The organism is Streptomyces venezuelae (assembly GCF_008642335.1).
Taxonomy (GTDB): domain Bacteria; phylum Actinomycetota; class Actinomycetes; order Streptomycetales; family Streptomycetaceae; genus Streptomyces; species Streptomyces venezuelae_F.
In genome coordinates this window covers 2,239,087-2,265,770 of record NZ_CP029191.1, presented here as the reverse complement: position 1 = coordinate 2,265,770, position 26,684 = coordinate 2,239,087, and the positions used below count along the sequence as shown (strand labels likewise).

Annotated in this window: 17 protein-coding genes; 10 read left to right on the top strand and 7 right to left on the bottom strand. The window is 72.8% G+C overall.

The features are described from left to right. The first annotated feature begins 206 nt into the window (after positions 1-206). Genes DEJ49_RS10130 through DEJ49_RS10120 form a run of 3 tightly spaced genes read left to right on the top strand, consistent with a single transcriptional unit; the run spans position 207 to position 12,147 of the window. A complete protein-coding gene (locus DEJ49_RS10130) occupies positions 207-1,520 on the top strand; it encodes an MFS transporter (protein WP_150183829.1) in 1,314 nt (437 codons plus the stop codon). Next, positions 1,517-4,738 (top strand): type I polyketide synthase, encoded by a 3,222-nt coding sequence (locus DEJ49_RS10125; protein WP_150183828.1) that lies wholly within the window; start codon positions 1,517-1,519, stop codon positions 4,736-4,738. Before DEJ49_RS10130 ends, DEJ49_RS10125 begins: the two co-directional genes overlap by 4 nt. Further along, positions 4,735-12,147, top strand: a complete 7,413-nt coding sequence (locus DEJ49_RS10120; protein WP_150183827.1) for a non-ribosomal peptide synthetase — start codon at positions 4,735-4,737, stop codon at positions 12,145-12,147. Before DEJ49_RS10125 ends, DEJ49_RS10120 begins: the two co-directional genes overlap by 4 nt. Before the next feature lie 2 nt (positions 12,148-12,149). Here the strand turns inward: DEJ49_RS10120 and DEJ49_RS10115 are convergent, their stop codons facing one another. Then, positions 12,150-12,863, bottom strand: a complete 714-nt coding sequence (locus DEJ49_RS10115; protein WP_150183826.1) for a hypothetical protein — start codon at positions 12,861-12,863, stop codon at positions 12,150-12,152. A gap of 129 nt (positions 12,864-12,992) precedes the next feature. Between DEJ49_RS10115 and DEJ49_RS10110 the strand changes: the two genes are divergently transcribed. After that, positions 12,993-13,922, top strand: a complete 930-nt coding sequence (locus tag DEJ49_RS10110; protein WP_150183825.1) for an aminoglycoside phosphotransferase family protein — start codon at positions 12,993-12,995, stop codon at positions 13,920-13,922. 13 nt (positions 13,923-13,935) lie between these two features. On the opposite strand, the gene DEJ49_RS10105 is transcribed toward DEJ49_RS10110, so the two are convergent. Both DEJ49_RS10105 and DEJ49_RS10100 read right to left on the bottom strand, forming a co-directional pair. After that, positions 13,936-14,742 (bottom strand): SAM-dependent methyltransferase, encoded by an 807-nt coding sequence (locus DEJ49_RS10105; protein ID WP_150183824.1) that lies wholly within the window; start codon positions 14,740-14,742, stop codon positions 13,936-13,938. A 120-nt stretch (positions 14,743-14,862) separates the two neighbouring features. After that, positions 14,863-15,438, bottom strand: coding sequence for a DoxX family protein (locus tag DEJ49_RS10100; RefSeq protein ID WP_150183823.1), 576 nt, complete (start codon positions 15,436-15,438; stop codon positions 14,863-14,865). Between the two features lie 160 nt (positions 15,439-15,598). On the opposite strand from DEJ49_RS10100, the gene DEJ49_RS10095 reads away from it, so the two are divergent. Beyond that, entirely contained in the window at positions 15,599-15,922 is a 324-nt protein-coding gene (locus DEJ49_RS10095; protein WP_150183822.1) for a nuclear transport factor 2 family protein, read from the top strand. Positions 15,923-16,053: 131 nt separating this feature from the next. Here the strand turns inward: DEJ49_RS10095 and DEJ49_RS10090 are convergent, their stop codons facing one another. Then, positions 16,054-16,524 carry a lamin tail domain-containing protein gene (locus DEJ49_RS10090; RefSeq protein ID WP_150183821.1) on the bottom strand — a complete coding sequence of 157 codons (471 nt, stop codon included), beginning with the start codon at positions 16,522-16,524 and terminating at the stop codon, positions 16,054-16,056. Positions 16,525-16,631: 107 nt separating this feature from the next. Further along, on the bottom strand, positions 16,632-17,453 hold the full coding sequence (locus tag DEJ49_RS10085) for an SDR family oxidoreductase (RefSeq protein ID WP_150183820.1): 822 nt from the start codon (positions 17,451-17,453) through the stop codon (positions 16,632-16,634). Positions 17,454-17,586: 133 nt separating this feature from the next. Here DEJ49_RS10085 and DEJ49_RS10080 point away from each other — a divergent pair, with 133 nt between their 5' ends. The 4 genes from DEJ49_RS10080 (at position 17,587) to DEJ49_RS10065 (ending at position 23,090) form a co-directional block, all read left to right on the top strand. After that, the gene (locus tag DEJ49_RS10080) at positions 17,587-19,221 is read left to right on the top strand and encodes an alkaline phosphatase D family protein (protein ID WP_150183819.1); all 1,635 of its coding nucleotides are present in this window, start codon (positions 17,587-17,589) and stop codon (positions 19,219-19,221) included. Positions 19,222-19,303: 82 nt separating this feature from the next. Further along, the gene (locus DEJ49_RS10075; RefSeq protein ID WP_150183818.1) at positions 19,304-20,602 is read left to right on the top strand and encodes a multidrug effflux MFS transporter; all 1,299 of its coding nucleotides are present in this window, start codon (positions 19,304-19,306) and stop codon (positions 20,600-20,602) included. Next, a complete protein-coding gene (locus tag DEJ49_RS10070; protein ID WP_150183817.1) occupies positions 20,533-21,732 on the top strand; it encodes a serine hydrolase domain-containing protein in 1,200 nt (399 codons plus the stop codon). Before DEJ49_RS10075 ends, DEJ49_RS10070 begins: the two co-directional genes overlap by 70 nt. A gap of 341 nt (positions 21,733-22,073) precedes the next feature. Continuing rightward, on the top strand, positions 22,074-23,090 hold the full coding sequence (locus DEJ49_RS10065; RefSeq protein ID WP_150183816.1) for a small ribosomal subunit Rsm22 family protein: 1,017 nt from the start codon (positions 22,074-22,076) through the stop codon (positions 23,088-23,090). A gap of 1 nt (position 23,091) precedes the next feature. On the opposite strand, the gene DEJ49_RS10060 is transcribed toward DEJ49_RS10065, so the two are convergent. After that, positions 23,092-23,577 (bottom strand): hypothetical protein, encoded by a 486-nt coding sequence (locus DEJ49_RS10060; protein WP_223832783.1) that lies wholly within the window; start codon positions 23,575-23,577, stop codon positions 23,092-23,094. A gap of 190 nt (positions 23,578-23,767) precedes the next feature. On the opposite strand from DEJ49_RS10060, the gene DEJ49_RS10055 reads away from it, so the two are divergent. Continuing rightward, positions 23,768-25,801, top strand: a complete 2,034-nt coding sequence (locus DEJ49_RS10055; protein ID WP_150183814.1) for a glycoside hydrolase — start codon at positions 23,768-23,770, stop codon at positions 25,799-25,801. 11 nt (positions 25,802-25,812) lie between these two features. Here the strand turns inward: DEJ49_RS10055 and ddaH are convergent, their stop codons facing one another. Next, positions 25,813-26,646, bottom strand: a complete 834-nt coding sequence (ddaH, locus tag DEJ49_RS10050) for a dimethylargininase (RefSeq protein WP_409236023.1) — start codon at positions 26,644-26,646, stop codon at positions 25,813-25,815. Between the last annotated feature and the right edge of the window lie 38 nt (positions 26,647-26,684).

Genomic DNA, 26,684 nt, shown 5'->3' with positions numbered 1-26,684 from the left:
GATCTAACCACGCCTGTGAAGAAACAGAAAGGAAACCCCGCACACCCAGGGGAAACGTGGTGTTACTCAGCGCAACGGGCGGTGTCAAGTCCCCAATTCGAGGGACTGTGAGCGGGGTTCGGCGCGGGTGAATGTGAAGGCGGCCTCGGCTGAGAGCAGCCGTGCACGTTCTCAAGGCAGCCCGGCGCGTGGACCAGGGGGGAAGCTTGCGGCACTTTCGCCTGCTCGTCGTGGGCAACGGCATATCGGCGTACGGCAGTTACCTGAACATGGTCGCCCTCAACGTCTTCATCTATGACGTGACCGACAGTGCTCTCGCCGCTGGACTCTTCATGGCCGTACGGCTGTTGACCAGCGTCGTCTCCGGCTTCGTGAGCGGGCGGCTGGTCTCGGCACACGACCGCAAGAGGTTGATGGTCGGCGCCGATCTCACGCAGTGCGCCGCCATGATAGCGCTGCTGCTCATGCCCGACGGGGGACGTGCGGGGCTTCTGTACGTACTGGCCGTCGTGACGGGCTTCTGCTCGACGCTCTCGGGCGTCGCGCTGCGCAGCAGCATCCCCGAGATCGTCGGCGGTGACCTGCGGCTGCGCGCCAACTCGCTGCTCGCGACCGGGCGTTCCCTCGCCATGATCGCCGGTTTCGCCTCCGCGGGCGTCGTGGTCGCGCAGCTGGGTTACGTCGCCGCGATCTCCCTCGACGCCGCCACCTTCGCGGTCTCCGCGTGCGTCCTGCTCTCCCTGCCGATCCGTACGCGGGCGCAGACCGAGGAGGACGGCTCGACGGGCGACTCCAAGGGGGACTCCGGGCGGCGCGGTGCCGGGGCGATGCTGTTGCTGCGGGCCGCGCCCGTCCTCGCCGTGATGATCGCGCTCAGGGCCGCCGACGGCCTCGGCTCGTCCTCCCACAACGTGGCCCTACCGGTCTACTCCAGCGACCTCGACCCGTCCCATCCGGCCACGTTCGTCAGCCAGTTCTGGGCGACGTGGGCCATCGGCAACATCGTCATGCAGCAGGTGTGCGGGCGGTGGGCCGGGCGCGGCGGGCGGCAGGGACCGGGGGAGCGGGCGTTCGCGGTCGGGGCGTGCGTGATGTCCGCCGCGTTCATCGTGGTCTTCGCCGGACTGCCCACGTACGTGGCGGTCGCGGCGGCCCTGGTGGCGGGCATGGCCGACGGGCTCACCGAGATCGCCTACGTGACCCGGCTGCAGGCCGCCCCCGACGAGCAGCGCGGCAGGCTGTTCGGGCTCTCCGCGTCCGTCGAGAACACCGGGTTCGGCCTCGGCATGCTGGTCAGCGGCGCGCTCCTGGACCGCTTCTCGCCGTTCCACGTCGTGGGTCTGCTGCACGGGTTGGCGATCGCCTTGTGCTTCGGGATGTTCGTCGTCCTGGTGCGCCAGGGGCGCAGGGCGGCGTCCGACGGCCCCTTACCGGGGGCGGCGCAGGAATCGCCGGACCGGCAGGGCAGTGCACCCAGTGAACCCGCGGAGCGCGAGAGCCGGAGCGAGGCCCCCCGATGACCACCGTCGCCGTCATCGGCATGTCCTTCCGGCTGCCCGGCGCCGACACCCCCGAGGAGTTCTGGCGCACGATCCACGACGGCGCCGACCGCATCCGCCGCTTCACCGAGGACGAACTCGCCGCGGCCGGTGTGCCCGAGGAGGTGTACCGGGCCGAGGAGTTCGTCGGGGCGAGCGGGGTCCTCGACGGGATCGCGGGCTTCGACGCCGCGTTCTTCGGGATGAGCGCGCACGAGGCGCGGATCACCGACCCGCAGCAGCGGCTGTTCCTGGAGTGCGTGCACCACGCGCTGGAGGACGCGGGGTACGCGGGTGGTCCGGGCGGGGGCGCCTGTGACGTGGGGGTGTACGCCAGCACCGGCTACCACCTCTACTCCCTCCAGACGTACCTCCAGAACAACGTCCTCCAGGGCGGCATCGCGGACTGGGTCGCCGGACTCCAGGTCACCATCGGCAACTTCACCGACTTCACCGCCAACCGTGCCGCCTACCGGCTCGGCCTGACCGGGCCCGCCGTCAACGTCCAGACGGCGTGCTCCAGTTCGCTCACCGCGGCCCACCTCGCCGCGCAGTCCGTGGTCACCGGCGAGTGCGACATCGCCGTCGCCGGAGCCACCGCCCTCCACGTGCCGCAGGTGATCGGCTACCAGTACGTCAAGGGGTCCATCCTCTCCAAGAGCGGCCGCCTGCGCCCCTTCGACGCCGACGCGGACGGGACCGTCGGCGGCACGGGAGTCGTGGCGCTGGTGCTCAAGCGCCTCGACCGGGCCCTCGCGGACGGGGACCACATCCACGGCGTCATCCGGGGCTGGGGCGTCAACAACGACGGCGCGGACAAGAAGGCGTTCAGCGCGCCGAGCGCCGACGGACAGCGCGGAGCGATCCGCCGCGCCCTGGAACGTGCGGGCGTCGACGCGGGCACGGTCGGCTACCTGGAGACGCACGGCACCGGCACGTTCAAGGGCGACCCCATCGAGTTCGAGGGCGCCACGGCCGCCTTCCGCGCCGACACCGACCGCACGGGCTACTGCGCCCTCGGCTCGGTCAAGGCCAACATCGGGCACCTCGACGTGTGTTCGGGCCTCGCGAGCGTGGTCAAGGCGCTCCTGGTGCTCCGGCACCGCGTCATCCCGCCGATGGCCAACTTCCGCCGCCCCAACCCCGCCCTGGACCTCGCGGCGAGCCCCTTCTACATCCCGGAAACCGCATGCCCGTGGCCCGCGGGCGACGCGCCGCGCAGGGCCTGCGTCAGCTCGTTCGGGGTCGGCGGCACCAACGTCCACGTGGTCCTGGAGGAGGCCCCCGAGCCCATGCCACGGCCGGCGGCCGACGAGCCGCTCTCCCCGGACGTCCTGGTGCTCTCCGGCCACACGGAGAAGGCGCTCGCCGACAACGCCACGGCTCTCCGCGACCACCTGCGCGCCCACCCCGCCACGCACCACGCCGACCTCGTGACCACGCTGGCGCTCGGCCGCTCCCACCGCGGACACCGGCTCGCGGTGCGCGGCGACACGGTCGCGGCGCTGACGGGGGCGCTGGACGGCTGGCTCGCGGGGCTCCGGCCACGGCCGGCCGGCGCGGGTGGTGTCGGGTTCCTCTTCACGGGGCAGGGCAGCCTCCACCGGGGCGCGGCCCGTCCCCTGTACGGGCGCTTCGCCGTCGTACGTGAGGTCCTGGATGCCTGCGAACGGCAGTTCGCCGACCTCACCGGCGGGGGCAGCCTCCTCGCCCCGCTGCTCGGGGACACCGGGAGCGAGGCCCCGGGGGAGCCGGTCCTGGACACCGAGGTGGCGCAGCCCGCCCTCTTCGCGCTGCAGTGCGCGCTCGTCCGCCTGTGGCGGGAGGCCGGGATCGAGCCGGACGTCGTGGCGGGGCACAGCGTGGGGGAGTACGGCGCGCTGTACGCGGCGGGTGTGCTGAGCGTCGAGGACGGGCTGCGGCTGACCGCGGGGCGGGGCGGGCTCATGCGGGAGCGGTGCGCGCCCGGCACGATGGTCGCCGTCCCGACCGACACGCACACGGCACGGAAGCTGGCGGCCGAGGTGCCCGGCGTGGAGCTCGCCGTCACGAACGGCGAGCACAGCCAGGTACTCGCGGGCCCGGCGGCCGCCATGGCACGCCTGACGGAACTCCTCGCCGAGCGAGGCATCCACGCACGCGGGCTCCCGGTGCGGCACGCCTTCCATACGGCCCTCATGGACCCGGCGCTCGACGGGCTGCGCGAACTCGTCGAAGGGGCGGAGCGGCGCTTGGCACGGCGGGAGAGTCGCGTGCCGTTCGTGAGCGGGCTCGACGGGCGTACGCGGCCGCCTGGTTGGGTCCCTGACGCCGACTATTTCGTACGTCAGGCGCGCGAGCCGGTCCGGTTCGCCGACGTACTGGGGGAGCTGGAAGCCTCGTACGACAACGTTGGCACGCTGGTGGAGATCGGGCCGCACACGACGCTCAGCGGCCTCGCACGCCATGCGCTCCCCGGCCGGACGGCGCATCCGACGCTGCGGCGCGGCGCGGGGCTCGCACCGCTGTGGGACGCGGCCGCGGGACTGTACCGGGCGGGGGCGCCGGTCGACTGGCGGACCTTCACGGCGGGGACGGGCGGCCGGAGGATCCCGCTGCCCGGTTACCGCTTCCAGCACAAGGACTACTGGACGGGGCCGGAGAACCACCTCCCCCGGCCCGCACAACCCGAACAACCCGTACTACGCGAACAACCGACAAGGGATGGGGCGGAAGTGGCACAGGACGAGGCAGCGGTCGAGCGGGTGCTCCAGCACATCATCAAGGTGACCGCGAAGCACCTCAGCTACGACACCAGCGAGATAGCCGAGGACGCGTCCTTCTTCGACCTCGGCGCGGACTCGCTGCAGATGATCGGGGTGCTGCGCGAGTTGGAGGAGGAGCACCGGGTCAAGGTGTCGATGCGGGAGCTCTTCGAGGAGGCGGGGACGGCACGGGGGCTCGCGGTCATCATCGCGGGCAAGTCGGGTCCGGCCCCTGCCGTGGCTCCAGCCCCTGCCTCTGCGGTGGCCCCAGCCCCAGCGCCTGTTGAGGCGACTGCCCCTGTTGAGGAGACTGCGAAGCGCCCGGTCGCCCACGACGCGTACGCCACCCGTCAAGAGGTCGAAGAGCTCCGGCGGCAGCTCCAGCAGCTCACACAGGTGCAGCTCCAGCTGATGGGACAGCTCTCCCAGCTGCTCACCGCGCAGGCGGGCCGATGACCGGGGGAGCGGACACCGTATCCGCCGCCGTCGACCAGGACCTCGCCGCGATGGCCGAACTGTCGCAGCGCATCGCCCGCCAGATGGGCGGCACCCCGCAGGGGGCGGAGCCCACGGCGGAGTCCCCGGCGCCCCGGCCGGCCCAGCACGGCCCGCGCCTGGAGGTCGCCCGCGGCTCCGGCATGATCCGCGGCAACGCCTCCGACACCCAGCGCGCCCACCTCGACGACCTGGTGCGCCGCTACACCGCGAAGACGCCCACGTCGAAGAGCATCGCCCAGCGCTACCGGCGTGTGCTGGCCGACAGCAGGGCGGCGGTCGGCTTCCGCAGCAGCACGAAGGAGATGCTGTACCCCATCGCGGGGCGGCGGGCGCGCGGGTCGTGGCTGGAGGACATCGACGGCAACCGGTACGTCGACATCACCATGGGCTTCGGCGTCCTGCTCTTCGGGCACGAGCCCGCCTTCGTCACCGAGGCGGTCCGCGAGCACCTCTCACGCGGCATCCAGCTGGGCCCGCGCAACGTCGAGACCGGCGAGGCCGCCGAACTGCTCGCCGAGCTGACCGGCATGGAGCGCGTCGCCTTCGCCAACTCCGGTACGGAGGCGAACTCCGCCGCCATCCGGCTCGCCCGCGCCGCCACCGGACGCTCCCGCATCATCACGTTCGAGGGCGCGTACCACGGCCACAACGACAACGTCCTCGGCCGCTCCCCGCGCACCGGCGGCGAAGGCCTGACGACCGTCCCGATGTCCGCGGGCGTCCCGCACAACGCCGTCGCCGACCTGCTCGTCCTGCCCTACGGCGGCGAGGAGAGCCTCGCCGTCATCGAGCAGCAGGCCGCCGACATCGCCGCGGTCGTCGTCGAACCCGTGCAGAGCCGCCACCCGTCGCTCCGGCCCGCCGACTTCGTGCGCCGCCTGCGCGAGCTCACCCGACGGCACGGCATCGTGCTGCTCTTCGACGAGATGCTGACCGGCTTCCGCCCCGCGCCGCGCGGTGCCCAGGAGCTCTACGGGGTCACGCCCGACCTCGCCACGTACGGGAAACTGCTCGGCGGCGGCTTCCCCATCGGCGCCATCGCGGGCCGCGCCGACATCATGGACGGCATCGACGGCGGCCACTGGAGCTACGGGGACGACAGCTATCCGGCCGCCGACACCACGTTCTTCGGCGGTACGTACATCCAGCACCCGGTGTCGATGGTCGCCACCCGCGCCGTGCTCGCCCACCTCAAGGAGCACAGCCCGCGGCTCCAGGAGCGGCTGAACGCCCGCACGGACGAACTGGCCGCCACGCTCAACTCCTTCTTCGAGGCGGAGGGGTACGCGCTGAGCATGAGCCACTTCGGCTCGATGTTCCGCTTCGAGCACCGCGCGGACATGGAACTCCTCTACCACCACCTCATGCTGCGCGGCGTGCACGTGTGGGAGTGGCGCAACTTCTTCCTCTCCACCGAACACACCGACGGAGACTGCGAGTTCATCGTGGACGCGGTGAAGGACTCGCTGCGGGAGCTGCGCGGGGCGGGCTTCCCGCTCGGGACCAAGCCGGTGGCGGCGGCTCCCGCCGCGAAGCCGAAGGCCATGGCCTGGAACCGTGCGGCCGCCACGACCGCGGAGCGGCAGGTGACGGTGGAGCGGGTGGAACAGTCCACCCGTCCCCTCGACTTCGGCGTCTACTTCTTCGGCGACTATCCGCAGGACGACGAGGCGGCCTCCCGGCACGGGAAGTACGACCACCTCCTGGAGACGGCCCGGTTCGCCGACCGCCACGGTTTCCACTCCCTGTGGATCCCCGAGCGGCACTTCCACTCCTTCGGCGGCCTCTTCCCGAACCCCGTCGTCCTCGCCGCCGCGCTCGCCCGCGAGACCGGCCGCATCCGCATCAACGCGGGCTCCGTCGTGCTGCCGCTCCACGACCCGATCCGGGTCGCCGAGGAGTGGTCGATGGTCGACAACCTCTCCGACGGCCGCATCGGCATCGGCTGCGCGAGCGGCTGGCACGCCAACGACTTCGTCTTCTTCCCGGAGCGCTTCGGCTCCCACAAGGAGATGATGTACGAACAGGTCGCCGAGGTACGGAAGTTGTGGCGCGGCGAGCCGGTGCGCCGGACCACCGGGAACGGCGAGAGCGACCTGCGGCTTTTCCCGCGTCCCGTGCAGGACGCGCCGCCCATGTACACGGCGGTTGTCGGCAACCCCGCGTCGTACGAGCTGGCGGCCCGCAACGACGTCGGCATCGTCACCAACCTCATGACCCAGAGCGTCGAGCAGCTCCGCGACAACGTCGCGCTCTACCGGCGTACGCGCGCCGAGTGCGGCCTGGACCCGGACGCCGGGCACGTCGCCGTGCTCCTGCACACCTACCTCGCGGACGACCACGCGGCGGCCCGCGCCGTCGCACGGGACCCCCTGGCCCGGTACATGCGCTCGTCCCTGTCGCTGTTCGGCAACGTGGCGAACAGCCTGGGCCAGAAGATCGACATGTCCTCGATGAGCGAGGACGACCTGGACGTGGTCTTCCGCCGCGCCTACGACCGCTACTGCGACCAGCGCGCCCTCATCGGCAGCCCCGAGAGCGTGCGGCCGGTCGTGGACGCGGTGCGCGCGGCGGGCGCGGACGAAATCGTCGGGCTCGTCGACTTCGGCGTGGAGCCCGGGGCGCTGCGGGAGGGGCTGCGGCACTTCGACGGGTTGCGGGGCACGTACGAGAGCGCACCCGTGCCGGTGGCCGCCGACCGCGGCGCGCCGCTCTCGCCCGGCCAGCAGCGTGTCTGGTTCCTGGAGCGGATGCTGCCGGGCCGCACCGCGTACAACGAGACGAAGGCCATCGAGCTCGAAGGCCCGCTGGACGTCCCGGCGCTGCGTGCCGCGCTCGGCGACCTCGCCGCGCGCCACGGGCAGCTGCGCACGGTCTTCCGTGAAGTGGCGGGCGAGCCGCGCCAGTTCACGCTCCCGCCGGGCGAGGTGGACTTCGAGGTCGTCGACGGTACGGGGGAGGGCGGGGACGCCGTCGCCGCCGTGCTGCGGGAGGAGAGCGGGCGCCGCTTCGACCTGGCGCGGGGCCCGCTGTTCGTCACGCGCCTCGTCCGGCTCGGCGAGCGGCGGCACGTCCTCGTCCTGTCGCTGCACCACATCGTGATGGACGCGGCGTCGGCGGCCGTGCTGGCCCGGGACGTGTCCGCCCTCTACCGCGCGCACCTGCCGGGCGGCAGGCCGGCGGACCTCCCGGCCCTCACCCGTACGTACGCGGACCACGTCCGCGAGCAGCTCGACTCGCTCGGCGGTCCGAAGGCGGCGGAGGACCTGGCGTACTGGAAGAAGGCGCTCTACGGCGACCTGCCCGTCCTGGACCTGCCGGCCGACCGGCCGAGGCCCGCGGTGATGACGTCGAACGGCCGAGCGCTGTTCCGCACGCTGGACGCGGAACTGTCGGCGCGTGTACGGGAGTTCAGCCGCGCCCACCGCAGCACCCTCTTCATGACCCTGCTCGCCGGGTACGCGGCCGCGCTGCACCGGGTCACCGGCCAGGACGATCTGGTCATCGGCACGCCGATGTCCGACCGCAAGCCCGAGTACGAGGACGTCGTCGGCTTCTTCGTCAACACGCTCGCGCTGCGCCTGGACCTCTCGGGGAACCCGGACTTCGGCACGCTCCTGGACCGGGTGCGCGGGGTGGCCCTGGACGCGTACGACCACGCGGACGTGCCCTTCGAGGCGGTCGTACGGGAGCTGGCGCCGCCGCGCGCCCTCGACCGTACGCCGGTCTTCCAGACCCTCGCCGAGTTCGAGACGGGGGACCCGTTCCTCTTCGACCTGCCCGGGGTGCGGGCGACACCGCTCGACTCGGGCCCGGACAAGGCGCTGACCGACCTCAGCGTCTACTTCACCGACCTGCCGGACGGCATCCGCTGCCACCTGGAGTACCACACGGACCTCTTCGACGAGGCGACGGTCGACGCGCTCTTCGGGACGTTCAGGGACGTCCTCGCGGAGGCGGTGGGCGCTGCCCCGGAGGCGGTGCCCGGGGAGTGGCGCCGCGGCCCGGTCCGGCAGCGGACGAGCAGCACGGTCGACTCGCTGACGTCGCGGTGGGCGCAGGTGGCGCCCGGCCGTACGGCGGTGATCAGCGGCGAGGACGAGCTGACGTACGGCGAACTGGAGGAGCGGGCGGAACGGCTCGCGACGGTGTTCCGTACGGTCGAGGAGTCCTGCGCACCGATCGCCCTCTGGCTGCCGCGCGGCACCGACCTGATCGTCGCGATGCTCGCGTCCCTCAAGGCGGGCCGCGGCTACGTCCCACTGGACCCGGCCCAGGGCACGACACGCGCCGAGACGATCCTCGCGGAGAGCGGGGCGCGGATTTTGGTGACGCGGCGAAACGCGGCCCTGGACGCCCGCCAGCCGGAGCCTCCGGCCGGAACGGCCCTGATAGACGTCACGGCAGGCGTGCCGGGGGAGTCACGAGGGACGACGGCCTCCGGCCCGTCCGCTCCCAGGCCTGGCGGCAGCGCCGAGGGCCGGCGCGGCACGGCGGCGACCGCGTCCGGTGGCACCGCCGAGCACCGGCCCGGCGCGACGCCTTCCGGGGCGACCACGCCCGGCACTCCCGCCCCGGCACCCGCCCCCGCCACCCCCGACTCCCTCTGCTTCGTCATCTACACCTCCGGCAGCACCGGGACCCCCAAGGGCGTCGCCATTCCGCATCGGGCCGTCGTCGATCTCTGTCAGTGGCATCACGAGCGGTTCGGGTTCACCGTGGACGATCGGAGTGCCGCCGTCTGCAGCCAGGGCTTCGATGCCGCCGCGCTGGAGATCTGGCCCGCGCTGACCGCGGGCGCCACCGTCGTCGTGGCCGACGAGGCGGTCCGCAAGGATCCCGCCGCGCTGGCCCGCTGGTACGCGGACCGGCGCGTCACCTTCTCCATCCTGCCGACCGCCCTCGGCGAGAGAATCCTCGCCCTGCCCGACGCGCAACAGCCGCCCCTGCGCCACCTGCTGCTCGGCGGCGACGTACTGCGGACGCGTCCGCGCCCCGGCGTGCCGTACGAGACGGTCAACGTGTACGGGCCCACCGAGGTGACCGTGCTGTGCACGGCCGCGACGGTCGGACCGCGCACCCCGGACGGGCCCGACCTGCCGATCCCGATCGGCCGGCCCGTCCACAACGTCACCCTCCGGGTGCTCGGCGCGGACGGCCGTGAGGTCCCCGCCGGGGAGGTCGGTGAGCTGTACGTCGGCGGGCCCGGCGTCGCCACCGGCTACCTGGGACGGCCCGAGCTGACCGCGGAACGCTTCGTCCGTGACCCCCACGGCGCCGACGGCCGGATGTACCGCACCGGCGACCTGGTGTGCTGGAACGACGAGGGCGCGCTGGAGTTCCGTGGCCGTACGGACGACCAGGTGAAGGTGCGTGGCTACCGCGTCGAGCCCGAGGAGGTGTCCCGCGCGCTCAACGGTCTCGCCGGGGTCCGCGACGCCGTCGTCCTCGCCCGCCGCGACCACCACGGCGACGCCCGCCTCGTGGCGTACGTGGTGGCGGAGGGCGTACGCGACACCGGCGTACCGGCGCAGGAGCTCTGCGACCGGCTGACCGCGGACCTCGCCGCGCGGCTGCCCGACCACCTCGTGCCCCGCGCCTGGGCCGTCCTGCCCGCACTGCCCCTCTCCGGCAACGGCAAGCTGGACCGCGCCGCCCTGCCCGCGCCCGGCATCGTGACGAACGGCCTGGTGACGAACGGCATCGTGACGAACGGCATGGTGACGGACCCGGGGGCGCCCCCGCACGCCGCCGTCGCGGCGGTGAATCCCGTGTCCGGCGCCGTCGAGGCGCGGCTCCGGCGGCTCTGGGCCCAGGAGTTCGACGTCGACGTGTCGGCGATCGCGCCGGACGCGTCCTTCTTCGACCTCGGCGGCCACTCCCTCACGGCGATCCGGCTGGCCAACGGCGTGCGGGAGGAGTTCGGCACGGAGTACCCCGTGGCGCGCTTCTACGAGGAGCCCACGTTCCGGGCGATGGCCTCCCACCTGGCGGGCACGGCCCCCGCCGGGGCGGGGGACGGAGGGAGCACGGCGAGCGGCGACACGCCTGCCCGCGCCCCTCTCACCGCCCAGCAGTCCGCCTTCCTCACCCGCCACCGCACCCACCCCCGCCCGCAGATCTACAACGTGGCGATGCGGCTCACCCTGACCGGAGCGCTCGACGTACCGGCCCTGCGTGCCGCGTTCACGCGACTCGTCGCCCGGCACGAGGCGTTGCGGACGCGGTTCGTCCAGGACGGCGACGGGGAGTGGTGGCAGGAGGCGGTGCCGGCGCGGCCCGTGGACCTGCCGGAGGAGGACCTGTTCGCGCGGTTCGGCTCGGCGGACGCCGCGGCCGAGGAGGCGGAACGGCTCGCGGGCGGGACGGCGGCCGTCCCCTACGACATCGAGGCCGAACTCGCCCCCGTACTGCGCCTGATGCGCGTGGACCGGGACCGCTGGGTGCTGCTCTTCGTGCTGCACCACGCGGCCTGCGACGGCTGGTCGGTCAGTCTGCTGCTGCGTGAACTGGCGGCGCTGTACAGGACCGAGGCCACCGGGGCGCCGCACGGCCTGCCGGCCGCCGAGAGCCTTCCGCAGCCCGGCGAGTACGCGCGCTGGCAGCGCGAGCACAGCCGTACGCAGGACAAGGACCGCCTGATCGACTACTGGGCACAGGAGTTGCAGGGCGCCTCCTACGGGATGCCGCTGCCGTTGGACCGGCCGCGCCCGGCCGAGCTGAGCGGCGCGGGCGACGTGGTCCTGTTCACGGTGGGCGAGGAGACCCGCGCCGACGTGGAGGCGCTGGCCCGACGGCACCGTACGACCCCGTTCGTGGTGACGGCGGCCGCGTTCGGCCGGCTGGTCGCGGAGGTGGGGGAGGCGGGCCCGGACGTCGTGCTCGGCATCTCCCACGCCAACCGCGAGCGGCGGGAGTTCGAGGCGCTGGCCGCCTGCACGGTGTCGTCCTTCACGCTCCGGGTCCGGGGCGACGCGGCCACGTCGTTCGGCGCGCTCGTGGACCGGGTGGCGCGTAGTGCGGTCGGCGCCATCGACCATGCCGCGCCGCTCCGCGCGGTGGCGGCGGACGTGGGCGCGGCGCTGGGCACGGAGGTGCCGGACCGGCTGCCGCTCGGCTTCCAGTACCAGAGCTCTCTGGAGACGGAGATCGAGCTGCCGGGCCTGGCCACGGCGGTCGAGGACCTCGCGGTCCCGGGCGCGCGCTCCGAGTTCAACTTCGGGCTGATCCCGACGGGCGACGTGCTGTCCGGGTACCTGGAGTACTCGACCGACCTGTGGGACCGGTCGACGGTCGAGGCCTGGACCGCGGCGTACGTGCGGCTCCTGGCGAGGGAGGTGGGGGAGGCGCTGCGGGGCGAGGGTTGAGCTCACGCTCCGGCGAGGGGACGCCAGTACTGGTCCGTCCCCTCGTCGCGTACGACGTAACCGAGCTCCCGTACCGTCTCGCCGAGGTCACCGGCGTCCCGCGGCGCCTTCCGCTGCAGCGCGGCCTTGCGCGCCGCGAGGAGCGCGTGGACCTCGGCGGGCAGGTCCGGGGTGCCGGGGACCCACCGGTGGAACAGCGACGCGTGCGGGTCGGCGTCCCGCCACGGGTACCCGTGCGCGCGGAACGCGTCGGCCAGCGCGGCGGCGCGCGACGCGTGTGCCCCGCGGACGAGTTCGCCCGAGTCCGCGCCGAGCAGGACGAGCTGTTTGCCGTCGAGGAACACGGCCGAGACGTCGGCGCGCCCGAAGGTCCGCGACCGGCCGTCCCGCCCGACCTCGACCCGCTCGTCGGTCAGCTTCAGGCTCAGCTCCTCCGCGAGCGCCGTGAAGACGAGGAGGACGCCGACCACGAATCCGGCCGCCACGAAGAGGCCGAGCTGCCAGGGCGCGTCGAGCCTGCCCAGGAACTCGATGCCGGCGCGCCACGGCAGCACGGGCGACCCGGAGACCCAGCGGGCGAATGGTGGAAGCGCGAGTCCGAGCAGCAGCCCGAGGACCGGTGTTCCGATGAGGAGCAGGAGCAGGTCGCTCCGCGGGTGACGCAGGTGTGTGGTCCTGCCCTGAACCTGACTGTTTCCGCGCTCTGTGCCCGGCATCTCGTGAACCCCGTTCCGCGTTCCGCCCGTAGATCGTCTGCACGTCGGACGCTAGGAGGGGGGAGGGGCACCGCACAGCGGCCGAAAGTCGGTACCGCCCCGACTTCGGTATCCCCTACCGTGCCGATCATGCTGCCCGAAGTGACCACCGACGAGGAGTGGGACCGCGTGGTCCCCGACGACACGATCGTGCGGCCCGGCGCCGAGGACCTCTGTGCCCGCCTCGGGTTCGCCGGGGCGCGTCTCACCCGCTATCAGGCGGGCTCCCAGCCGGTGTACGCGGTCGGCGACGCCCACGTCCTCAAGCTGTTCCCCGGTATGGACGCGCGGGACGCGGTCACCGAGGCCCGCGTCCTGCGTCATGTGGAGGGCCGCCTCCCCGTCCCCACGCCCCGCCTGCACGGCGAGGGAACGTACGACAACGGCTGGCGCTACGTCCTGATGTCCCGCCTGCCCGGCGAGGACCTCGCCGTTGCCTGGCCGCGCATCCCGCGCGCCGACCGCGAACGCCTCGTCACCGACGCGGCCGAGGCGCTCGCCGCACTCCACGCCCTCGACCCCGCGCCGCTCGCCGACGTCCTCGGACCCGGCGACTGGGGCGCGTTCGTGGACCGGCAGCGGGCCGGAGCGGTCGACCGGCAGAGGCGGTGCGGACTGCCGGAGGCCTGGCTGGAGCAGATCCCCGCCTTCCTGGGCTCCGTGCCGCTGCCCGACGCGGGGAGCGTACGGCCGGCGCTGCTGCACACCGAGTTCATGCGCCGGCACCTGACCGTCGCCCCGGCCGACGGTTGGCGGCTCACCGGGCTCCTCGACTTCGAGCCCGCCATGATCGGCGACCCCGCGTACGACTTCGTGGGTGTCGGCCTCTTCGTCACGCGCGCCGAACCGGGCCTGCTCGCGCGCTTCATGAAGGCGTACGGCAGGACGTTCGAGCCGCGCGTGCTCCTCGCGTACACCCTGCTGCACGTGTACAGCAATCTGCCCTGGTACCTGCGGGAACTGCCCGCGCCTCCGGAGCCGACGCCGGACGCGCTGGCGGAGGCGTGGTTCGGGCGGTAGGGCCGGGTGCGCGTCAGCCCACCGGCACCAAGGTCAGATAGGCGATGCCGAGCACTCCGCGGTAGCCGTGGAGCCAGGACGAGCGCTGGGCGTCGACGCGGGCGCGGGTCGCGGCGGCCTCCGGGTGGTCGGGGTGCGTGGCCAGCCACTCCTCGACGTCGGAGCGGTAGCCCGACTCGAACTCCTCCCACTCGTCCGCGCTCGCCGTCTCCACCCACAGCGGGCGGAATCCGGCCTCGATCGCCGCGTCCACGAGGTCGCCCAGGTACAGGTGCTCGCCGGCGTCGGCGTCCGGCCACATCCCGGCGAGCTCCCGCGCGGTGGGCTCGCGCTGCCAGAATCCCTCGCCGAGTACGACACGGCCGCCCGGGTTGACCAGGCCGCGCAGCGCGCGGAGCGCCTCCGCGGTGGCCTGCGCGGGCGCGGCGGAACTGAGCGCCTGGCTCGCGCCGAGGCAGAGCACGACGTCGGCGGGACCGCGGGCGGTGTCCTTGGCCGTCTCCTCGACGAACAGGACCCGGCTGTCGAGCCCCCGCTCCTTCGCGGCGGCGCGGCCGCGGTCCAGGTCCTCGCCCTTGATGTCGACACCGATGCCGGTGGCGTCGGGGGCGGCCGCCAGGACGCGGAGCAGCAACTCGCCCCAGCCGCAGCCCAGATCGAGCACGGTGCGCGGGGCGGAAGCGGCCAGGCGCTCGACGATCCGCTGTGCGCGGGTTTCGGAGAGCGGGCCGTGGAAGGTGAGGCGGGTGAGGCGCGGCGGCAGATCGCCGTCGCCGGGGGGCCCGGCGGTCTCGGTGGTGCCTGGGGTCTCAGTGGTCATGAACGGGGACGCTAACCCGGCAACCGGCTCACGGCGCAACGGTTTTAGGGCCGCCGCCCGTCGTGGACCGCTCCTGCGGTGCCTCGCACAAGGGGGCGACGGCCGCCACGCACCCGCGGGCTACGCCCCCCGCGCCGCCGTCTCGTCGTTGTCCGCCGCGGGCTCGTCGGCTCGCGCCGCCGCGCGGACGTTCTTGTTCCTGGCGCCGATCGTCGCGAGGACTCCGACCGCCGTGCCCGCGAGTGCGGCCGGGACCATCCAGCCGCGGTTGAGGGAGTGGCCGAGCGCGTGGTCGGCGGAGTAGCGGCCGGGTCCCGTGACGGCGAGGGCCGCGGAGACCATGCCGAGGAACGCCGGGTACTCGTAGCCGCCGCCCTGGCTGAAGAAGCCGTTCGGCGCGTGCACGGCCGCCGCGCCCGCCATCGCGCCCGCCGCCGCGGAGCCCGCCGCCGGGGTCGCGAGGCCGAGGGCGAGGAGCGCGCCGCCGCCCGCCTCGCAGAGGCCCGCGACGACGGCGTTCAGGCGGCCCGGCGCGTACCCGATGGATTCCATGAAGGCGCCGGTGCCCGCGACACCGCCGCCGCCGAACCAGCCGAACAGCTTCTGGGCGCCGTGTGCGGCGAGCACCCCGCCGGTGCCCGCGCGGAGCAGCAGCAGTCCGAGGTCACGGCGGTCCAGGCACGTGCAGGTGGTCATGGGGAACTCCTGGTTCGGCCCCTCGGCGGGGTGGCGGTCGCGTCCGCCTCCACCGTCCACCGGACCGGCCGCGGGCACCCGGCCCCACGGGCCGTACGGGTGACGCCCGTCCGGCGGGGCAGCGGTGGCGACGGACGCCGCCCGGTGTGACCGTGAACCCATGAGCATCCAGGTGAACCGGCTCGCAGACCCCACGGTCCGCGCCTTCGTGACCGCGGTGAACTCCCACGACAGGGCCGCCTTCGACGCCCTCCTCGCGCCCGGCGCGACCATGGCGGACGACGGCACCGACCGGGACGTCGCCGACTGGGCGGAGCGCGAGATCTTCTCGTCCCACGGCCACATGGACATCGATTCCGAGTCGGACGGCGGCCGCGTGCTGACGGCGTCGTACCGCAACGACACGTGGGGCGAGATGCGGACGAAGTGGTACTTCACCGTCGACGACGGCAAGATCTCCCGCTTCGAGACGGGACAGGCCTGACCGTTCCCGGTCTCTGTCGCAGGGCGACCGTTCCGCGGCGTGGTTCGTTCCCGCGGCCCCAACCGCGGGGCCCTCGCCGCGGAGCGGTCGCCCTTCCCCCCACCCCCTGATGGTGGTCAGTGGCAGCCGGGTCAGTGGCAGCTGATGGAGCCCGAACCCTGCCGCGTCCACTTGCAGGAGTCGAGCTGCGAGCCGCTCGGCTTGATCAGGCGGGCCTTGTCGCCGGTGTTGTTCCAGACGTAGTTGCCGCGGCCCCAGTAGCGCACGCCGGAGGCGTCGGAGCCCCTGCCGGTGCGGACCTTGACGGTCTTGCCGGCGCCGATCTTGTAGCTGCCGAAGGTGTACGTGTAGCCGGTGTCGTCCTTCAGCTTGTAGCCCTTGAGCTGAATCGCCGAGCGGCTGCTGTTGTGGATGTTCACCCACTCCGCGTTCAGCGAGGAGTTCGAACGGGTGTCCCGGCCCGGGCTGTCGTACTGGATGGTCCCGAGGTGCAGCCCGCCCTGGTGGCGCGCCGTCGCCGCCGACGCGGGGGACGCGGCGAGCAGCGAGACCGAAAGGGCGGCGGCGGCGAGGACGGCGGGGGCCGTGGTGCGTATGCGCAAGGAGTGCTCCAAGTGTGAAGTTCTCGTGGAGAGGAACTGAGCATAAGGGGAGCACTGGCGCGGATTGATGCGGTACTTCCTATTCCACTTGTGGAGATCTCGTCGTCTCAGCCTCTGCCGACGTACGGCATGTTCGTCGCGAGGACCGTCGCGAACTGAACGTTCGCCTCCAGGGGCAGTTCCGCCATGTGCCGCACCGTGCGGGCCACGTCCGTCACGTCCATCACCGGCTCGCTCGCCAACTGGCCGTTCGCCTGGAGAATTCCGGACTGCATGCGTTCGGTCATGTCGGTCGCGGCGTTGCCGATGTCGATCTGGCCGACCGCGATGCGGTACGGCCTGCCGTCCAGGGAGAGTGACTTCGTCAGACCGGTCAGGGCGTGCTTCGTCGCCGTGTACGCCACCGAGTTCGGGCGCGGGGCGTGGGCCGAGATGGAGCCGTTGTTGATGATGCGGCCGCCCTGCGGGTCCTGCTCCTTCATCTGGCGGAACGCCGCCTGCGCGCACAGGAACGCGCCGTTCAGGTTGGTGTCGACGACGTGGCGCCAGGCGTCGTAGGGGAGTTCCTCGACCGGGACGCCGCCGGGGCCGAACGTGCCGGCGTTGTTGAAGAGGAGGTCCAGACGGCCGAATCCGGCGGCGACGCGGGAGAAGAGGGCCGTCACGTCCTCGGGGCGCGAGACGTCCGTCCGTACGCGGAGAACCGCGTCGTCCCGTGCGCCCGACGCGGCCGCCGCGAGGGCCGCCGTCTCCTCCAGGGTCTCCGTGCGGCGGCCCGCGAGCGCGACGGACCAGCCCGCGGCGAGCAGTTCGAGGGCGACGGAACGGCCGATTCCGGACCCGGCGCCGGTCACCACGGCGACCTTGGACGAGGCTCCGGAAGGGGTGGTCCCCGACCCGTTCGATGCGTCAGTTCGCTCAGCGTTCATGGCCCCGCAGCGTACGGGAGGGGCGTCCACACGGACATCATCCGCCCGCCATACGGGTGTTGTGTACGCGACAGTCGCGCGTCGTCCCCCACCACTTCCATGCCCCTGACACCAATCGTCAGGGGAGGGCCACATGACCAACACAGGCCAGCAGCACGCATCCGAGATCCGGGCCGCCGCCCAGCACCTGGGACGCCGCCGTTTCCTCACCGTCACGGGCGCCGCCGCCGCGCTCGCCTTCGCGACCAACCTGCCCACCGCGGGCGTCGCGGGCGCGGCCGAGCTCGACGCCCGCCGCATCGCGGACAACCCCTTCACCCTCGGTGTCGCCTCGGGCGACCCGCAGCCCACCTCGGTCCTGCTCTGGACCCGACTCGCCCCCGCCCCCTACGAGCCCGGCGGCGGCCTCCCGCGCCGGCGCGTCACCGTCCAGTGGGAGATCGCCCACGACGCCCGCTTCCGCCGCGTCGCCAGACGGGGCACGGTCACCGCGCACCCCGAGTTCAGCCACACCGTGCACGTCGAGGCGGAACACCTGCTCCCGGGCCGCACCTACTGGTTCCGCTTCAGGACGGGCAGCTGGATCAGCGAGACGGGCCGCACCCGCACCGCGCCCGCCGCAGTCAGCCGCGCCGGGAGCCTCACCCTCGCCGCCGTCTCCTGCCAGGCGTACCACGACGGCTACTTCACCGCCTACAAGCACCTCGCCCAGGACGACGTCGACGTCGTCTTCCACCTCGGCGACTACCTCTACGAGTACGCGGTCGACGCGACCGGCGGCGCCCGCAACTACACCGACCGCACGCTGCCCGCACACTTCAACAAGGAGACGAAGACCCTGGAGGACTACCGCCTGCGGTACGCCCTCTACAAGCACGACCCCGACCTGCGCGCCGCACACGCCGCGCACCCCTTCGTCGTCACCTGGGACGACCACGAGACCGAGAACAACTACGCCGACGACATCTCCGAGAACGACGACCCGCCGGCCGAGTTCCTGCTCCGCCGCGCCGCCGCCTACCGCGCCTACTGGGAGAACCAGCCGCTGCGCCGCGCGCAGACGCCGAGCGGACCCGACCTGCAGCTCTACCGGCGCCTCACCTGGGGCCGCCTCGCCCAGTTCGACATCCTGGACACCCGCCAGTACCGCTCCGACCAGGCCTACGGCGACAAGGCCCACGTCCCGGGCCCCGAGTCGGACGACCCGGCGCGCAGCATCACCGGCGCCACCCAGGAGCGCTGGCTCCTCGACGGCTGGCGGCGCTCGAACGCCCTGTGGAACGTCGTCCCGCAGCAGGTCGCCTTCTCCGAGCGCAGGCTGGACCTCAACGCGCAGGCCAAGCTCTCCATGGACGCCTGGGACGGCTACCGCGCCTCCCGCAACCGGGTCCTCGCGGGCGCCGAGGCCGCGGGCATCGACAACCTCATGGTCCTCACCGGCGACGTCCACGTCGGCTACGCCTTCGACATCAAGGACGACTTCGACGACCCGTCCTCGAAGAACGTCGGCACGGAGATCGTCGCCACCTCCATCGCGAGCGGCAAGGACGGCGCCGACAAGCCGGCCAACTGGGAGACGCTCATGAAGGCCAACCCGCACATGAAGTTCTACAACGGCCGCCGCGGCTACGTGACCGTCGCCCTCGACCGCGACTCCGCCCTCGCCGACTTCAAGACGGTCCCCCAGATCAGCAAGCCGGGCGCCCCCATCAGCACGGCGGCGTCCTTCGTGACGGAGGCGGGGAAGCCGGGCCTGCACCCGGCGTAGCGGAAAGCGGTCCGGACCACCCGCCCACAGCTGCGACGATAGAAGCCGGCAGAGGCGAAACGCAGCGACTGGGAGGGGCGCGATGCCTGAGCTCGGGCAGGCCACCGAAGACCACGCGATAACGAAGGCGGCGGAGCCATCCGGCCCCGCCGCCCTCCGCCGTACCGGAGCCCTGGTCACCCTCGTGCTCGGCGGCCTCACCGCCGTCCCCGCGCTCTCCATGGACATGTACCTGCCGGCGCTGCCGGAGGTCACCGACGCCCTGAGCGCCCCGGCCGCGACCGTCCAGCTGACTCTCACCGCCTGCCTCATGGGCATGGCACTCGGCCAGCTCGTCGTCGGCCCCATGAGCGACAAGTGGGGCCGCCGCCGCCCGCTCCTCATCGGCCTCCTCGTCTACGTCATCGCCACCGCGACCTGCGCGTTCGCACCCACCGCCGAGCTCCTCATCGGCTTCCGGCTGCTCCAGGGCCTCGCGGGCTCCGCCGGCATCGTCATCGCCCGCGCGATCGTCCGCGACCTGTACGACGGCGTGGCCATGGCCCGCTTCTTCTCCACCCTGATGCTGATCTCCGGCGTCGCCCCCGTCGCCGCGCCCCTCATCGGCGGCCAGGTGCTCCGCTTCACCGACTGGCGCGGCATCTTCGTCGTCCTCACGGTCGTCGGTACCGCCCTGACCCTGCTGGTCTGGCGCCGCCTCCCCGAGACCCTCGCCCCCGAGAAGCGGCACGGCGGCGGCACCGTCGAGGCGCTGCGCACCATGAAGTCGCTCCTCGCCGACCGCGTCTTCGCCGGCTACATGATCGCGGGCGGCTTCGCGTTCGCCGCACTCTTCGCGTACATCTCCGCATCGCCCTTCGTGATCCAGGAGATCTACGGCGCGTCCCCGCAGACCTTCAGCCTCCTCTTCGGCGTCAACTCCGTCGGACTGATCGCCGCGGGCCAGATCAACGGCAAGGTCCTCGTCGGCCGCACCAGCCTCAACAAGGTCCTCGCCGTCGGCCTCGCCATGGTCACCGTCGCCGCGGTCGCGCTCCTCCTCATGACGACCGGCGTCTTCGGCGACGTCGGCCTGCTCCCCGTCGCCGCCGGACTCTTCGTCCTCATGTCGTCGATGGGCCTCACCCTGCCCAACACCCAGTCCCTCGCCCTCATCCGCACCCCGCACGCCGCGGGCTCCGCCTCCGCACTCCTCGGCACCTCCTCCTTCCTCGTCGGCGCCGTCGCCTCGCCGCTCGTCGGCATCGCGGGCGAGGACACGGCCGTCCCGATGGCCGTGGTCCAGCTGGCCTGCGCGCTGGCAGCCATCGCATGCTTCGTAGGACTGTGCCGCCCCTGGCAGCACGGACCCACGACGCACGCGACGGAGGCGGACCACTGAGCGCACCCAGACTCCTGCGCCCCGGCACCCCGGACCGCGCGGGCCTCGACCCCGACGAGATCGGCCGCCTCGTCGCCGAGGTGGCCGACCTGACGCGCGGGCCGAGACCGTGGTGCGCGGGCGCCGTCGTCCTCGTGGGCCGCGGGCCCGTCATCGCGGCGGAGGAGGCGGCGGGGTGGGCGGTGCGCTACGCCTCGTACGACCCGGAGACGGACCGCGGCGTCGAGCTGCCCCCCGAATGGCGGGTCCCGATGCGCACCACCACGCCCTTCGACCTCGCCTCGCTCACCAAACTGTTCACGACCGTCGCCGCCGTGCAGCAGCTGGAGCGCGGCACGCTCGGCATCGACGCGCTCGTCGGGGCGTACGTTCCCGAGTTCACGGCCGCGGCGCAGCACCGCATCACGGTGCGCCAGCTGCTCACCCACACCTCCGGGCTGCGGCCCGAGCTGCCGCTGTACGACTGCCCCGACTCCGCGGCACGCCTCGCGGCGCTGCGCGCCGAGGCCCCTGTCACCGCCCCCGGCGACTACGTCTACTCCGACCTGAACATGCTGCTCCTCCAGCACATCCTGGAGCGCCTCACCCGCCGCCCCCTGGACGACCTCATCCGCGAGGGCATCACCCGGCCGCTCGGCATGACCGCCACGGGCTTCGGGCCGCGCCCCGACGCGGCGGCGACGGAGGACCAGCGCAAGCCCTGGGCGAAGGCCGACCGCGGGATGCTGCGCGGCACCGTTCACGACGAGAACGCGTGGGCGCTCGGCGGTGTCGCCGGGCACGCGGGGCTCTTCTCGACGGCGCGGGACCTGGCGGTGCTCTGCCGCACGCTGCTGTGCGGCGGGTCGTACGGCCGGGCCCGCATCCTCGGCCCCGACTTCGTCGAACTGATGCTCGCGGGATCCGGCCTCGGGTTCGGCATCGACCAGCCGTGGTTCATGGGGGAGCTCGCGGGGCGGGGGGCGGCGGGCCACACGGGGTTCACGGGGACGTCGCTGGTGCTCGACCCGTCGACGGACACGTTCTTGGTTCTGCTCGCCAACACGGTCCACCCGCGCCGGCGGCCCCCGGACAACGCGCCGCGGGCGGCAGCGGCCACGCGGCTTGCTCGCGCGGCGCGAGGGCGGTAGCGCTGCGCTTGCCCGCGGCGGTGACGCGGGCTCGTCTGCCCGCCTGAACTGCGCCGGCGTCTGCGGCCCGACGCCGCCCGCTCGCGCAGTCCCCCGCGCCCCCAAGCAACCAGCCCCTGCCAGCGGTGCCGGGGACGTTTTAGGGGCGCGGGGAACTGCGCGACCAGCCACGACGGGTCCGCACCTGTCGAACAGCCCGGGCCGGGCAGACGCGTCGCGTCCCCTTGGCGGTGCCGGGGGGATTTCAGGGGCGCGGGGAACTGCGCGAGCGGCCACGACGGGGCCGCAGTCGCTGGACCGCCCGGGCCGGGCAGACGCGTCGCGGCCCGTAGAATCACCGGGTGAACGTCCCCACCCCCGCCACGGCCGCCGCCTCCACGGCCGAGATTCTGCGCGCCGCCCTCGCCGGGCTTCTGGACGGTCTTCCGCCGCGACAGGCGGCCCAGGCCGTCGAGCGGCTGATCGCCAACTACCGGGGGCGCACCCCTACCGACGCGCCGATTCTGCGGGACCGGGCGGATGTCGCGGCCTACGCGGCGTACCGGATGCCCGCGACGTTCGAAGCCGTTCGGAGCGCGCTCGGTGCGCTGGCGGACGCGGCGCCGAACGGGTGGGCGCCCGGGAGTCACGTGGACGTGGGCGGCGGGACCGGCGCGGCCACGTGGGCCGTCGCCGCGACCTGGGCGGGGGAGCGGCCCGTAACCGTGCTCGACTGGGCCGAACCCGCGCTCGCTCTCGGGCGGGAGCTGGCCGACGCGGCGCCCCAGCTGCGCGGCGTGCAGTGGCAGCGCTCCCGTATCGGAGCGGCGCTCGCGATGGAGAGCACCGATCTCGTCACCGTGTCGTATGTGCTGGGCGAGCTCACCGAAGCCGACCGGCGATCCGTCGTCGACGCCGCCGCCGACGCGGCGGAACAGGCCGTCGTCGTCATCGAGCCCGGCACCCCCGACGGCTACCACCGCGTCATCGAGGCACGCGACCGCCTCATCGCCGCGGGCTACCGCGTCGCCGCGCCCTGCCCGCACAGCGCCGCCTGCCCCATCGAGCCCGGCACGGACTGGTGCCACTTCTCCGCGCGGGTCAGCAGATCGTCCCTGCACCGCCAGGTCAAGGGCGGCTCCCTGGCGTACGAGGACGAGAAGTTCAGTTACGTCGCCGCGGTCCGCTTCGACCCGGACCCCGCGCCCACGCGCATCGTGCGCCGCCCGCAGATCCGCAAGGGTCAGGTCCTCCTCGACCTGTGCGAACCGGACGAGGCGCTGCGCAGGAAGACCGTGACCAAGCGCCACGGTCCCCTCTACCGCGCGGCGCGCGACGCGGACTGGGGCGACGCGTGGCCGCCCCGGTCCGCGGAGTGAACTACCTGGGGCCCCAGGTCCCCTGGTTCACCGCGCAGTTCCAGCCGGACCCGCGCAGGGTGAACTTCACACCGAACGAACGGGTGTTGAGCAGCCGCGTCTGCACCTTGAAGCCGAGCTTCTGCTTGCCCGTGAAGGTCTTGTCGTAGACCGAGACGGTCTTCGTCGTGCGGTGCGTGATCTTGCCGCCCGTCGGCTTCGCCGTGCGGAAGCGGACGTTCTTCGTGTTGGTCACCGTGAAGGTGACCTTCTTGATGCTCTTCGTCGTCTTGCTCTTGATGCCGAAGTACAGGCCACCGTTGGTGACGTTCCCGTACCGGTCGTACGAGAAGCGCTTCGGGTAGACGATGTCGATCGGGCAGCCGTCGACGGCCCGCGGCGCGGATTTGACGGTCGGCCCGGACGCCGCGGAAGCGGACCCGGCCAGGCCCAGCTGAGCGGCGGTGAGCGCCCCCGCGGTGGCCAGAACTGCGGCGGACGTGCGCATGCGGTTCACTGCGCTGATACCTCTTCTTCCCCCTGGGCCCCGGTGGGACCCGACTTTTTGGTTGTGGTGGTGCGATGTTGCGTTCGTATTGTTAGCACGAAGTCGGCCAGGTGGCTGAACCGCCCCTGCTCCCGGCCGAGCCGTCCCCGTTCTTAAGAGGTTCTTAGAGGCGGCGACTATCCACTACTCCATGCCCAACAAGAGCAGTTCTCCCGGCCACGCCCGCAGGCGGTCGGAGACCCGTTTCCTCGCCCTGTCCATCGCCCTCGCTGTCGCCGCTGCGGGCGCCACGACCTACGCCTTCACCGCGGGCGCGGAGGAGCCGCACGGCCGCGACGTCGAACTCTCCCTCGACGGCGGCACCGCGGTCGTCGACACCGCCACGCTCGCCGTCCGCGCCCGCACCGGCTCAGGACGTGCCCTCACCCTCTCCGACGCCGCCGGCACCGACCTCGGCAAGCCGGGCCCCGTGACCCGTACCGGCGAGGGCCGGGCCCGCTGGAGCTACCCCGGGCGCGGCATCGACGTCACCGCGCGCACCGACCACGGCCGCCTCTCCCTCAGCATGAAGGCGCACCGCGACACCGACGTCAGCTGGCCCGTCACCGGCACCGACGCCACCGCCACCTCGCTCCAACTGCCCCGCGGAGAAGGCCTGGACATACCCGTCAAGGACGCCTTCTGGACGAAGGGGAAGGGGCAACTCGCGGGCAGCACCGTCGACATGAGCGAAGGGCTCACCCTGCCCCTGTGGGGCTACACCCTCGGCAAGCACACCGGGAAGCGCACCGGAGTCAGCTACCTCACCCCCACCGACATCGGCACCGACCTCGGCTTCACCGCCGACAAGGGAAGGCTGCGCACCACCGCGCGGCACACCTTCGACCGCGGCGAGGGCACCCGCGACTACACCGTCACGTTCGCCCTGACCGACGGCAACCCCGTGGCGCCCGCCGCCGACTACCGCTCCTGGCTCGCCGAGCGCGGCCGACTCGGCAGCCTGAAGCGGAAGATCGCGAAGAACCCCGCCACGGAGAGACTCCTCGGCGCCTTCCACGCCTACACCTGGGGCACCGCCCGCAAGGCGGAGGGCGTGCGGCAGTTGCGCAGGCTCGGCGTCGACCGGATGTGGCTCGGCTACGACGCGGGACCGGACCCCATGGACAAGGCCGCGGTGAGCGCCGCCGAGAAGGCCGGCTACCTCGTCGGCCCCTACGACTCGTTCGCCAACGGCCAGGACCCGAAGAGCGCCGACAGCCCCACCTCCGCCTGGCCGGGCACCGTCTACCCCGACTACTGCGTGCGGGACGCCGAGGGCAAGCCCGAGACCGGGTTCGGCGGCCGCGGCTGCTACCTCAGCTCCCAGGCCTTCGAGCAGTCCGAGCCGCGCGAGCACCACCTCGCTGACCGCACCCGCTCCATGGTCGCCAACGGCGCCGACAGCTACTTCCTCGACGTGGACGCCACCGGCGAACTCTTCCGCGACCACGCCGAGGGTCACCGCATGACCAAGGCGAAGGACCGCACGAACCGCCTCGCGCGGATGAAGCGCATCGCGGAGCACGGGAAGGGCGGCCTCGTCCTCGGCTCGGAGACCGCCGGAGCCTGGGCGAACCAGGCCCTCGCCTTCGACCACGGCGCGGGCACCCCGGTCGCCGACGGCCTGTGGAAGCTGCAGAAGGACCGCGAGAAGTGGGGCGGCTACTACCCGGAGACCGCTCCCGGCGTCTTCTTCAAGCCGGTCGCATTGCCCGCCGAACTCGCCAAGGCGATGTACGACCCGCGCTACCGCGTGCCGCTCTACGAGACCGCGCTGCACGGCTCGCTCGTCAACGCCGAGCGCTGGGAGCTCTCGTACGAGAAGCTGCCGGACCAGAAGACCGACCGCGCGCTGACCGCGATGCTCTACAACACCCCCCTCAACTACGTCCTCGACGGCCCGTCCCTGAAGAAGCACGGCGCCGAACTCGCCGCGCTCCAGAAGTACTTCGCGCCGCTGCACGAGGCCGCGGGCATCGAGCCCCTCACCTCGTACGAGCGCCTGACCGCCGATACCGCCGGGAATTCGGTCCAGCGCACGGTGTTCGGCGGGGGCACGCTGACCGTCACGGCCAACTTCGGCACAAAGGCGCACGGCGGGCTGCCGGGCGGCTGCGTCGACGCCCGCCTGAAGGGCGACGACGAGCCGCGCCGGCTCTGCCCGGCCGAACTGCGAAAGGGCTGACGGGCGGCCGGCTAGCTCCGCAGCTCCTGCGTGCAGCACTTCACGCTGCCGCCGCCCTTGAGCAGTTCGCTCAGATCCATCGGGACGGGTTCGTAGCCGCGCTCGCGCAGCGGCTGGAAGAGGCCCGCCGCGGCCTGCGGGAGCAGCACGTGGAGCCCGTCGGACACGGCGTTGAGCCCGAGCGCCACGGCGTCGGGCTCCTCGGCGATCAGCGCGTCGGGGAAGAGCCGCCGCAGGACCGCGCGGCTGCCGGGCGAGAAGGCCGGCGGGTAGTACATGACCTCGTCCGCCGCGTCGTCCAGGACGGCGAGCGCCGTGTCCAGGTGGTAGTAGCGGGGGTCGACGAGGTCGAGGCCGATGACCGGGCGGCCGAAGCACTCCTGTGCCTCGCCGTGGGAGAGCGGGCTGGCCCGGAAGCCGCGTCCTGCCAGGACGTAGGAGGCGGTGACGGCGAAGTCGCCCTCGCCCTCGTTGATGTGGACGGGTTCGTGGATCTCGGTGAAGCCGTGGGCGCGGAACCACTCCAGGTGGGCCGCGGCCTCCTGCTCGCGCTCGGCGTAGGCGAAGCGGGCGCCGAGCACGCGGCCCCCGACGACGGTCGCGCCGTTCGCCGCGTAGACCATGTCCGGCAGGCCGGGCCGGGGGGTGAGCTCCTCGACGGTGTGGCCGAGCGAGCGGTAGCGGTCGCGCAGGTCCTCCCACTGGGCGATGGCGAGGGGGACGTCGACCGGTTTGGCGGGGTCCATCCAGGGGTTGATGGAGTAGGTGACCTTGAAGTGTGCCGGTGGGCACATCAGATAGCGCCGGGGTGTGGCGCGCCGAGGAGAGCGAGGATTACGGGACAAAGAAGGCTCCTCACGTACCGCAGGGTCATGTGCTGCCC